Origin of the sequence: Paenibacillus sp. FSL R5-0345, from assembly GCF_000758585.1 — a bacterium.
Taxonomy (GTDB): domain Bacteria; phylum Bacillota; class Bacilli; order Paenibacillales; family Paenibacillaceae; genus Paenibacillus_AQ.
On sequence record NZ_CP009281.1, the window covers coordinates 2,271,441 to 2,283,763 of the forward strand.

Annotated in this window: 10 protein-coding genes; all 10 read left to right on the forward strand. The window is 46.5% G+C overall.

What is annotated here, in order from left to right:
- Positions 1 to 71: 71 nt before the first annotated feature.
- Entirely contained in the window at positions 72 to 593 is a 522-nt protein-coding gene (locus R50345_RS09725; protein ID WP_042126096.1) for a serine O-acetyltransferase, read from the forward strand.
- 110 nt (positions 594 to 703) lie between these two features.
- The gene (locus R50345_RS09730) at positions 704 to 2,539 is read left to right on the forward strand and encodes a UbiD family decarboxylase (RefSeq protein WP_042126098.1); all 1,836 of its coding nucleotides are present in this window, start codon (positions 704 to 706) and stop codon (positions 2,537 to 2,539) included.
- 149 nt (positions 2,540 to 2,688) lie between these two features.
- Complete coding sequence (locus R50345_RS09735; RefSeq protein WP_231574109.1) at positions 2,689 to 3,237, forward strand: GNAT family N-acetyltransferase; 549 nt, start codon at positions 2,689 to 2,691, stop codon at positions 3,235 to 3,237.
- 505 nt (positions 3,238 to 3,742) lie between these two features.
- A complete protein-coding gene (locus R50345_RS09740; RefSeq protein ID WP_042126100.1) occupies positions 3,743 to 5,170 on the forward strand; it encodes a family 43 glycosylhydrolase in 1,428 nt (475 codons plus the stop codon).
- A gap of 93 nt (positions 5,171 to 5,263) precedes the next feature.
- Entirely contained in the window at positions 5,264 to 7,516 is a 2,253-nt protein-coding gene (locus tag R50345_RS09745) for a glycoside hydrolase family 95 protein (RefSeq protein WP_042126102.1), read from the forward strand.
- Between the two features lie 81 nt (positions 7,517 to 7,597).
- Complete coding sequence (locus R50345_RS31250) at positions 7,598 to 7,741, forward strand: hypothetical protein (protein WP_156114772.1); 144 nt, start codon at positions 7,598 to 7,600, stop codon at positions 7,739 to 7,741.
- Positions 7,742 to 7,746: 5 nt separating this feature from the next.
- Positions 7,747 to 7,992 carry a carbohydrate-binding protein gene (locus R50345_RS09750; protein ID WP_042126104.1) on the forward strand — a complete coding sequence of 82 codons (246 nt, stop codon included), beginning with the start codon at positions 7,747 to 7,749 and terminating at the stop codon, positions 7,990 to 7,992.
- 27 nt (positions 7,993 to 8,019) lie between these two features.
- On the forward strand, positions 8,020 to 9,534 hold the full coding sequence (locus R50345_RS09755; protein WP_042126106.1) for a glycoside hydrolase family 43 protein: 1,515 nt from the start codon (positions 8,020 to 8,022) through the stop codon (positions 9,532 to 9,534).
- 406 nt (positions 9,535 to 9,940) lie between these two features.
- Positions 9,941 to 11,458, forward strand: a complete 1,518-nt coding sequence (locus tag R50345_RS09760) for a carboxylesterase/lipase family protein (RefSeq protein ID WP_042126108.1) — start codon at positions 9,941 to 9,943, stop codon at positions 11,456 to 11,458.
- 17 nt (positions 11,459 to 11,475) lie between these two features.
- Positions 11,476 to 12,264, forward strand: coding sequence for an alpha/beta hydrolase (locus R50345_RS09765; RefSeq protein ID WP_331281361.1), 789 nt, complete (start codon positions 11,476 to 11,478; stop codon positions 12,262 to 12,264).
- Positions 12,265 to 12,323: the final 59 nt, after the last annotated feature.

Sequence of the window (12,323 nt, forward strand, 5' to 3'; positions counted from 1 at the left end):
TTTCTCTACTCAGCTGCTTTCATTTCACGAGAATATAGTTCTTATCTTGCCCTTAACAGGAGGACGATACAATGATGAAATCATTCAAAACGGACTGGAAAGCAAATCTGAAAAATCCGCAGACGATTATGGCTTTGTTTACTTATCGTTTTGGAAATTGGGTGTATTATCGGGTGAAAAGTGGCCTGATCCGCAAACCTTTGTGGCTCCTATATCGAATTATGGACGTGCTGTTTGTTCGTATTATTGCCAATGGAGAGCTTCATGCGGAGGCTCAAATTGGTGATGCGCTTCATTTACCGCATGGATTAAATGGGGTTATCATTAGTCCTAAAGCGGTGATTGGCAATAGCGCTACTATTTTTCATCAAGTGACCATTGGAGGGAGAAATAACTTAGGCGAGCCAGTGATTGGAGACAGAGCGTTTATTGGAGTGGGCTCTAAAATTCTAGGTCCGGTTACGCTGGGGAATGATGTTAATATCGGAGCTATGTCTGTCGTGGTTAAGGATGTGCCGGATAATGCTTCGGCAGTAGGAATTCCTGCTAGAAATATTTTGCGAGATGAACCCAAACCTGAGAATACAAGATAACAGCAGGGTGTCCTAGTACATAGGGAATCGCTTTATTTTAATAAGTTACAGGGTATAATTAAAGCATCCAAGAAATCTTGTAATAACCTTCTAGAGATCGGAGTAATGAAATGAAATATAGCAATTTAGAAGAGTGTGTTAATGATTTAGAGAAGCATGGACATTTGATTCGTATTCGTGAAGAAGTGGACCCCTATCTGGAGATGGCCGCGATTCACCTGAAGGTCTATGAAGCCGGTGGGCCTGCATTATTATTTGAAAATGTAAAAGGTTCGAAATTTCGTGCCGTATCTAACCTCTTTGGAACGATTGAGCGCAGTAAGTTTATCTTTCGGCGTACTTGGAACTCCACACATAACGTAATTGCACTTCGTAACGATCCTATGAAAGCACTTAAGAATCCTTTTAAATATGTAGGAACAGGATTATCCGCGAGAAAAGCATTGCCTATCAAAAAGCCAGGAGGTCTGCCAAGTGGTTTTGAGGAAATTAACATTTCTGATCTTCCGCTGATCACACATTGGCCGGAGGATGGCGGCGCTTTTGTTACCTTGCCGCAAGTGTATTCCGAAGATCCGGACAAGCCGGGCATTATGAACTCCAATCTGGGGATGTACCGTGTTCAATTGAATGGTAATGATTATGAACTCAATAAAGAGGTTGGCATTCATTATCAAATTCACCGCGGTATCGGCGTGCATCAAGAAAGAGCCAATAGAAAAGGTGAACCGCTTAAAGTGAGTTGCTTTATCGGCGGACCTCCAGCGCATACGTTATCTGCTGTAATGCCTTTGCCCGAGGGAATGAGTGAGATGATCGTGGCAGGCTTACTTTCGGGACGTCATTTTAGCTATAGCTATGTGGATGGATATTGCATTAGTAATGATGCTGATTTTGTAATTACAGGGGAAATCCATCCTGGCGAGACGAAGCCGGAGGGACCTTTTGGCGATCATTTAGGCTATTACAGCTTGGTTCACCCTTTCCCAGTCATGAGAGTACATAAAGTGTACGCTAAAAAGAATGCCATTTTTCCCTTTACGGTTGTCGGTAGACCGCCACAAGAGGATACTGCATTTGGTGAGTTAATCCATGAACTAACGGGTGGAGCGATCCGCCAAGAAATCCCGGGCGTTAAAGAAGTTCACGCAGTCGATGCTGCGGGCGTTCATCCCCTTTTATTTGCGATTGGCAGTGAACGTTATACGCCTTATCAACAAGTGAAGCAGCCAGCGGAGATTCTTACGATCGCAAATCGGATTTTGGGTACGGGCCAGCTTAGTTTAGCTAAATTCTTGTTTATTACAGCCGAAGAGAAACAACCTATCAGCACACATGATGTTGAGGATTTCTTGACGTATATCCTAGAGCGCATTAATCTTCGTAGAGATATTCATTTCTATACGAATACAACGATTGATACCCTTGATTATTCCGGTACAGGACTAAACAGCGGAAGTAAGGTGATTTTCGCTGCGGTTGGGGAGAAGAAAAGAGAGCTATGTACAGAGGTTCCTGACATACTTGAACAACTACAGGGATTTGGACATGCAAAGATGGTGATGCCGGGTCTCGTGGCGCTTCAAGGCTCTAAATTCACCACTTACGCTGAAGCAGCGCAGGAAATGAACAAGCTTAGCGAAGCGATTCAAGAACAGGGAGCACTCCCATCTTGTCCGATGATTATTGTATGTGATGATAGCGAGTTCTTAAGTGATAGAATTGAGAATTTTCTATGGGCGACGTTCACACGTAGCAATCCTTCTCATGATATATATGGTGTGAACAGTTCAACGGAGTATAAGCATTGGTCATGTGATAACGTGATTATTGATGCGCGTGTAAAACCTCATCAAGCGCCACCATTAATTCCGGATCCAGCGGTTCAAAAGCATATCGAACGATTATTTGCTCCAGGTGGCAGTTTAAGCGGAGTAAAGATCTGAAGTCGTTGCATCGACCTCCTTGGGAAACCAAGGGGGTTTTTGCATTTATATGTGATGATTTTACTCATATGAATGTCTATGATCTCGTAGTAAGGTTGAAGATAATGAATTGTTAATATTCACCATTTCTAATTGGGGACGTGCTCTAAATGAATGTTATGGAAACTGAACGGCTAGTGATTAGAAGGTTCACAGCAGAAGATGGACAGGACCTGTATGACTATTTATCCAAAGAAGAGGTTGTACTGTATGAACCCCACAAAGTATTCAATGCAGAGGAATGTAAAGTAGAGGCACTCCGGCGCTCAATGGATTCCGCTTTTTGGGCGGTATGTCTGAGATCTACAGGAAAAATGATTGGAAACTTATATTTTCAGGAGAGCGAGCCAAATACTTTTGGAACATGGGAGTTTGGCTATGTATTTAATTCTGATTATCAGGGTAGCGGATATGCCACAGAAGCTTGTAAGCATTTATTATCTTATGGATTTGAGCATATAAAGATGAGACGAGTGATTGCGAATTGCGATCCGAATAATACGCGCTCCTGGAAGTTACTTGAACGATTGAGACTTCGTAGAGAAGGACATTTTAAGCAGACCGGTTATTTTAAATATGATAGCAATGGTGATCCGATCTGGCATGACACTCTTTCGTATGGCCTGCTTAGAAGTGAATGGGTAACTATGAACGAATAACCTATCGTCGTAATCTCATTTGGATGTAAATAGGGTAAATAGGTGAGTAAGATTTACTCGCCTATTTACTGATTGAAAGTTTAAATGTATAAACGCTGTTTTTTAAAAATGTTCATAGTGAAACCTTCTCCGTCTTCCCATTTATGCACACAGGTGCGAAAAATGATTTTCGCCTGCTCGGAATAGTTGACCTGTTCTGTGTCAGCCTCTTCTGACATTCACTTGAATTACAGAACATCAGCTAAATCTTAGGAAAGATCAATGTTAAGTGTCTTTATGTCATGGACTTTGTTCAGGGTGCTTCTCTATACTGTAAGGGACAATCTGTGTATGGGGGATGTTTTTAAGAAAGAGAGCACAATTATATGTAACTTGCAGTCTAAACACGCAAAATGAAATGGACTACGAGTTCCTCGGCAGTCAAATTGAAAGCGGTTAAATCTATAATATTCTATTCGGAAAGATCTATTGCATGAAAACTAAAAAATGACAAGGGTGAAATATGATGGCAAAAAAACAAGGGTTAAATCCATATCTCCCGTCTTGGGAATATATCCCTGATGGTGAGCCGTATGTTTTCGAAGGAAGAGTTTATGTGTATGGCTCGCATGACCGTTTTAATGGACACGCTTTTTGCTTGAACGACTATGCTTGCTGGTCTGCGCCGGAGGACAATCTGGGCGATTGGCGGTATGAGGGTGTAATCTATCAGACAACAGATGATCCGCTTAACCGTGAAGGAAGCATGTGTCTGTATGCTCCCGATGTTACCGTTGGACCGGACGGGCGGTACTATCTCTACTATGTGCTTGACAAGGTTCCCGTAGTATCAGTGGCTGTCTGCGATTCTCCAGGCGGTAAGTATGAGTTCTACGGTTATGTAAAATATGCCGATGGAACACGCTTGGGGGAAAGAGAAGATGACGAACCACAGTTTGACCCAGGCGTGCTGACCGAAGGAGAGAACACCTACCTGTACACCGGATTCTGTGCCTTTGGGGATAAATCCAGACACGGCGCAATGGCAACGGTGCTGGGTCCGGATATGCTCACAATTATCGAAGAGCCTGTATTTGTTGCACCGAGTCAGCCATACAGCAAAGGGAGCGGATTCGAAGGCTATGAGTTTTTTGAGGCTCCTTCCATCCGAAAAAGGGGAGATACTTATTACCTTATCTATTCCTCGATCTCGATGCATGAGCTGTGCTATGCGACCAGCGAGTATCCGACCAAAGACTTCACATACCAGGGAGTCATTGTAAGCAATTGTGATCTTCATATCGATACATATAAGCCGGCGGACCAGCCAATGTATTATGGCGGCAATAACCATGGCAGCATCGTGGAGATCAATGGAGAATGGTACATTTTTTATCACCGGCACACTAATGGAACGGCATTCTGCCGGCAGGGCTGTATCGAGAGGATAGATTTCTGCGAGGATGGCACCATTCCTCAGGTGGAGATCACATCCTGCGGTTCAAACGGAGGGCCACTTGAAGGCCGGGGGGAATATCCGACATACCTGGCCTGTCATTTGTTCTGCAAAGATGAGGAAATGTACACCGGAGGCTTCGGTCGTATCGGAGCATGGATGGACAGCCGGTTCCCGAAGATTACCCAAGACGGCAGGGATGGCGACGAGGAAATCGGTTATATCGCCAATATGACGGATTCGGCTACCGCCGGTTTTAAATATTTCGCGTGTGAGGGAGTCACCAGAGTGAAAATCAAGGTGCGCGGATATTGCCAGGGTGCGTTTGAAGTCAAAACGTCGTGGGACGGTCCGGCTCTTGGACGGATCCCGGTAGGCTTTACGAATGATTGGAAGGAATACGCTACTGATGTGGCTATTCCGGATGGTGTACAAGCATTGTATTTTACATATACCGGTAATGGTGGTGCTAGTCTGGCTTCATTTACTTTGGAATAACATATGGCGGAATTGATCAAGGTGCTGACAGAGCTGGGTTAATCCCGATTTATCGTTGGTTTCATAGTAGAAGATTAAAGGAGTATACCTATTATGATAGACACGGAATACAGTCAGCGATTGTGGTACAGCCAACCTGCGGGAGAGTGGAACGAGGCTTTGCCGATAGGAAACGGACGGTTCGGTGCCATGATTTTTGGCGGTACGGCAGAAGAAAAATTGCAGCTAAATGAGGATTCCGTGTGGTATGGCGGTCTGCGTAACCGTAATAATGAGGACGCGTTGCCTCATTTGCCTGAGATTCGCAAGCTGATTATGGAGGGAAGGCTACGAGAGGCAGAAGAACTGGCATCAATGTCGATGGCGGGACTGCCTGAAGCGCAGCGGCACTATTTGCCGCTGGGTGATTTGCAGCTATCCTTTGGCGGCCACGAGCAGTCTACCGAAGAATACAGGAGAGAGCTGGATTTGGAGCAAGGTGTTTTTCGAATGAAGTACCGAATCGGAGAGGTGAGTTATACCCGTGAAATGTTTGCTAGCTATCCGGATCAGGCCATTGTCATACGTATTGCCACTGACAATAAGGATGGAATGTCCTTAAAGGCGAGATTCAATCGCCATAACTGGAGATATCTGGAGAAAACTAAAAAATGGAAAAATAACGGTCTGATTATGAGTGGTGATTGCGGCGGAAAAGGGGGCAGCTCTTTTGCAGCTGTCCTGAAGGCAGTCACAGAAGACGGTCTCTGCCGTACCGTTGGGGAGTATTTGCTTGTGGATGGGGCGAGCTCGGTTACAATGCTACTTGCTGCAGGAACTACGTTTCGCCATTCCGATCCGGACCTTTACACCAAAAGACGGCTGCAAGAACTGAGCCAGGTTCCTTATGAAGAGCTGCTAGCCCGCCATACCGCAGATTACCGCAGCTTGTATGGACGAGTTAAGTTGAAGCTGCCAGAGAATCTGCACCAGGCTGGATTGCCGACCGACAAGCGGCTGAAGCGGTTTCTGAAGGGGGAGGAGGACAATGGTCTAATAGTGACCTATTTCCAGTACGGTCGCTATCTCCTAATTTCCTCCAGTCGTCAAGGCTCATTACCCGCAAATCTGCAGGGGATCTGGAATGACAGCTTTACTCCGGCATGGGACAGCAAATTCACGATCAATATTAATACGCAAATGAATTATTGGCCTGCAGAAATCTGCAACCTGGCTGAATGTCATGAGCCTTTGTTCGATCTGGTAGAGCGGATGAGGGAACCGGGGAGGGCTACGGCCAGGGTCATGTATGGTTGCCGGGGATTCACGGCGCATCACAATACGGATATCTGGGCAGACACGGCGCCGCAGGATACCTATTTGCCGGCGTCTTTTTGGCCGCTGGGTGCCGCCTGGCTGTGCCTGCATTTATGGGAGCATTATCGCTTCAATCAGGACCGCTATTTCCTGGCGCAGGCGTATGGGACGATGAAGGAAGCGGCACAGTTTCTGCTTGATTATTTAGTAGAAGACGCTCAAGGCCGGCTGATCACTTGCCCATCCGTTTCCCCTGAGAATACCTATAAGCTACCGAACGGTGAGTCAGGAGTACTCTGCGCAGGAGCTTCGATGGATTTTCAAATTATAGAAGCACTGTTTGGTGCCTGCATCCTCAGTGCGGAGATTATCGGCGTGGATGAGGTGTTCCGCGAAGAACTCTCTGCCGCTCAGAAGCGGCTTCCCAAACCGCAAATCGGAAAGTATGGACAGATCCAGGAGTGGATGGAGGATTATGAAGAGGTGGAGCCGGGACATCGCCACATCTCTCATCTTTTTGCGCTTTATCCCGGCGACGCCTTCAGCCTGGAGCATACGCCGGAACTGGCTGAGGCGGCCCGGACGACGTTGGAACGAAGGCTAGCAAACGGTGGCGGTCACACTGGCTGGAGCCGGGCTTGGATTATTAACTTTTGGGCCAGATTGAAGGATGCCGACAAGGCCTACGCAAACGTCCGGGCTCTTTTACAGTATTCAACGCTGCCTAATCTGTTTGATAACCACCCTCCGTTTCAGATAGATGGTAATTTTGGAGGAACGGCGGGGATTGCTGAAATGCTGCTGCAAAGCCACGCCGAAAAGATTATACTGTTGCCCGCTTTGCCGCAAAGCTGGAGTGAGGGAAGCATTAAGGGTCTGCGGGCAAGGGGAGGATATATCCTTGATTTTGCCTGGGAGGAGGGGCTAGTTACTGAAGCGGTTGTGACTTGTACAGTTTCTGGACCTTGCCGTATAGATGCTCCCGGTCTTGCGCCCGTTTCGTTCACAGGACAAGCTGGGTGCTCCTATATATTCACATCAAAGGGCTAAATAGGATGAAAACACTTAGACTGTTCAATAGAACCCTTGTTGAAATGAGATTCGAAAATTTCAACGTATGGAGGAAATCAAATGACATTACAATTGAATCAAGCAATCGGAAAGGTGCCACCAAATGGTAATCCTCTGGTTGCAAGTAGATATGGGGCCGATCCGTATGCCTTGGTATTTGGTGACCAGGTGTATCTGTACATGACTAATGACGCGCTGGAGTAGGTGCGGTGGCATTCAGTGCTTCTGTCATAAGCTTAGAGGGCGGCGGGACCATTGAACTGTATCTGGATGACCCGGCAGGTCTATTCATTGGTTCGCTGCCAGTTCCGGCTGCTAATGGTCCGGAGCAACAGCTGGAATTAAGGACAGAGATTAGCGGAGCAGTTGGGATTCATGATCTGTATCTGGTGTTTAAGGGTAACACGGGGTCTGAATTATTTAAGCTGGACTCATGGAGATTTATAGAGAAATAGAGGGATTCATCCTAAGGGGGAACTACTGTGAATACCGCTACAATAACTAATCCTATAATGTGGGCAGATGTTCCGGATGTTGACGTCATCCGAGTTGGTCCTATATTCTACATGGTCAGCACGAGTATGCATTCCATGCCGGGCTGCCCGATTATGAAATCGGTTAATTTGAAAGATTGGGAACTTGTGAATTATGTATATGATACCTTTGAGGATAACGATGCCCACCGGTTGCTGGACGGTAAAGGTATTTACGGAAAGGGTTCTTGGGCGGCATCGCTCCGTTACAAGGATGGGGTATTTTACGTTTGTTTTTCCTCGAATGACATGGACCGGTTATATATTTACCGCACAGAGGATATTGAACATGGAGTATGGGAGCGTTCGGTGATACCGGGGCTTCATCATGACCCTGGCTTGCTATTGGATGACGATAACCGCAATTATGTGATTTATGGTAATGGTGATATCCGTATTAAGGAGCTGACTGAAGATCTTACGGCACTTAAGCAGGGGGGAACGGATCAGCTGTTGCTCGAAGGTGAACGTAAAGACATAGGTTTGCGCATCGAGGGCTGTCATGCTTACAAGCGGAACGGTTATTACTATTTGTTCTTTATTGAATGGCCGAGAACCGGAAATCAGCGTAGACGTCAGATTTGTTATCGGTCTTCCGAGCTTCTAGGCCCCTATCAACGAAAAATTATTCTGGACGATGATCTGGGCTATCATAATAACGGTGTAGCGCAAGGAGGGTTTGTTGATACCCCATCTCAGGATTGGTATGCTGTATTGTTTCAGGATCATGATGCTGTCGGACGGGTCCCTTGCGTGCTTCCTGTGAGATGGGAGAACGATTGGCCTGTCATCGGAGACGACGATGCCTCACTTCGTGCTTTTGAGACCAGGCTTCCAGTTGCGGAGCCGAAGCCGCTTGTAATCAGTGATGAGTTCAACTATGAGACTAATCAGTTGGCTCTGAACTGGCAGTGGAATCATAATCCGGATAATTCACTATGGTCTGTTACTGAGCGTCCGGGATATCTGCGAATCCGTACGGGTCAAATAGCAGATAGTATCCTGAGGGCGCGTAATACACTGACGCAACGTACGGAAGGACCTTCTTGCAGCGCGGAGACGCTGCTGGTGCTCTCAGGAGTCCAGCCCGGCGACCGTGCAGGAATGGTGGCGCTGCAGAATGAGTATGGTACCGTAGGAATTGCAGTCGATGAGCTAGGCCAATTTAGCGTTAATATGTGTGTGAACGACGGTGAAGGTTGCGAGGAGATCGTGGAGAGTATTGTATTCACCAGTCAACAGATCTATCTTAAGATTGATTTCAATTTTGAAGATAGTCTCGATCAGGCAAAATTCTTCTATTCGGAAGACGGAATAGCCTGGAAGAAGATTGGACGTGCGCTCCAAATGAGGTACACGCTGGATCATTTTATGGGGTACAGAATTGGATTGTTCAATTATGCGACCCACAATGCGGGCGGTTATGCCGATTTCGATTACTTTCATTATATTCGACAGCATTAAGCACGGCTTACGGATATGTGCAGGACTAAGGCATTTGAATTGTTACAAACGTCAAAGGGCGGCCATTCTGTGGCCGTCCTTTGCGTACTAATAGTAGAGGCTAGTCCCTATTAATGTCAGTATTGAAAGTGAAGGGTACTCTTCCGTTTCTTTGGATAGATCAATTAAAGGTCAGTAAATATCATTGTCTGAGGTTTAGGATTTCTCTATAATTTATATTGTATGTAAGGGAATTTAGACAGTATTCCAAAGGGAATCAATGAAATAAGAGTCTATGCTTATTAGAAATAATCAATTCAGAAGTGAGAGTGTTTATTCCTAGTACCACATTTACGCTAGAATGAATTCCATTAATTTTTAAGTGGATAAAAAAGTAAGCGCTTTTACTGTGAAGGAGGAATAAAGGATGTTAAGAGTAGTGCGTGTTGAAAATGGTATCGTGCAAGGACTGCCGGCGGCTGATCCCCGTATTACCAGCTTCAAGGGAATTCCATTTGCAGCCCCGCCCGTGGGGGAGAACCGCTGGCGTGCACCCCAACCTGCTCAAGACTGGGATGGAATTTTGAAAGCACATGATTTCGCCCCTACTTCCATGCAGGCCCCGACCGTCATAGATGTGAATAATATTTATACCCGTGAATGGGCAGTTGATCCCGATCTTCCAATGGACGAGGACTGTCTATACCTGAATGTCTGGACACCTGCCGTTAGTGCCGATGAGAAGCTTCCTGTTTTTGTATGGTATTTTGGCGGAGGACTTCAGGTCGGCCATACGGCCGAAATGGAGTTTGACGGTGAACGCATTGCCCGCAGGGGGGTTGTCGTTGTAACCGTTAATTACCGCTTGAACGCATTTGGCTTCCTGTGCCATCCCGAGATTACTGCGGAATCGCCTGAAGCTCCCGCGAATTTCGGACATTTGGATCAGCAGGCAGGCACGCAGTGGGTGAAGCGCAATATCGCTGCTTTTGGCGGAGATCCAGAGCAAATCACAATAGGCGGACAGTCTGCGGGTGGTGGAAGCGTGCTGAGCCAGCTGACCTCCCCTCAGAATGCCGGATTATTTCAGCGGGCCGTTATTATGAGCGGAATCATAACACCTTTGTATCCAAATAATCCGGTACCCCCACGTAGCCTTACTTTTAAGGATGCTGAAGAGGATGGCGCGGCTTTTTTTGAATACTTAGGAGTGTCGAGCTTGAAAGAGGCACGTGAGCTGGATGCAGTCTATCTCCGTGATAAAATACTTGAATACGGAAAGTTCTGGGGAACGGTTGTGGATGAGAAGTATTGTATCGGTAATCCATTTGAGCTCTTTGTGCAGGGACAGCAGCATAAGGTGCCGATTATGCTCGGAAATACAGCCTCCGAGTTCTTCAGTGTTCCTGATGTACGCAGTGTAGAGGAATTCAGAGCCATGGCTGTGGAATTATTTGGAGGCGAAGCAGAGGAGTACCTTAAGCTATGCCGCGTTGAGTCAGGGAATTTGGAAGAAATAATTAAGAAAGCTTCCGTGAGCCATATTGAATATGCAGCCCGTGTTGCCATCAGGTCAAGCAGCGTCCCAATGTATTATTATAGCTTTGGTGCAGAGATTCCGGGCTGGGATGATCCTGGTACCTTTCATTCAGTGGATCTGTGGTTTCATTTCGAGACACTGGCCAAATGCTGGCGGCCCTTTGTCGGCAAACATTATGATCTTGCCCGCCAGATGTGTAATTATCTTGCCTATTTTATTACTTCAGGTAATCCGAATGGCAAGGATTCTACCGGTGATGACATGCCTCTCTGGAATCCCTGTACGCAGGAAGCGCCATATGGCATGGTTTATGCAGACAAGGCAGAATTTGTAGAATCTCCTCCTGGTGAAGTAATGCAATTTCTGGTCGAGCATTATTTCAAGCAGCAGTCTATTTATGTATAAGAGAGGAATGAGCAGAATTGAGCGAGAGTCAGCAGAAATATAAGATGCAAAATACGCCTGAGGGATACGACAAGGAAAGGGAAGGCATTGCCCGGGGTGTGATGCAGCCAATAGAGTATCCCTCAACAACGCTAGGTAATAATCGGAAGGCAATGGTCTATACACCGCCTGGTTATTCCACTGAGAAGGAATACAGCGTATTGTATCTACTGCATGGAATTGGCGGAGATGAGAGAGAATGGTTCAATCACGGGAAGCCCCAGAATATTCTTGATAATCTGTATGCTGATCAAATGCTGAAGCCTATGATCATTGTTTTTCCCAACGGTAGGGCGATGCTGAACGACCGGGCTGAAGGAGATATCTTTGCTCCGGACAAGGTGGAGGCGTTCGAAACCTTCGAATCGGATCTGTTATACGATCTTATCCCCTATGTTGAAGAGAATTATTCGGTCCTGACTGACCGGACGCACCGCGCTATTGCCGGATTATCCATGGGTGGGGGACAATCCTTGAATATCGGTCTGAACAATCTGGACCGCTTCGCCTGGGTCGGGGCTTTCTCCCCGGCACCCAATACGAAGATGCCCGAGCTGTTGGTCCCGGAACCGCATAAGACCGCAGAACTGCTCAGTCTGCTCTGGCTATCGTGCGGTGATCTCGATAGCCTGAAGAACGTCAGCGACCGGACACATGCTTATTTGTCAGAGCATTCCGTACCGCATATCTGGGTTGAGGAAAATGGCGACCATGATTGGCCGGTCTGGAAGAACGGCTTATATCAGTTCTCCAAGCTCATATTTTAACTCACTGTCCACAGGATACCCGCTGCTTGCAGCCGTATAAGACAAATAGGGACGTTCAA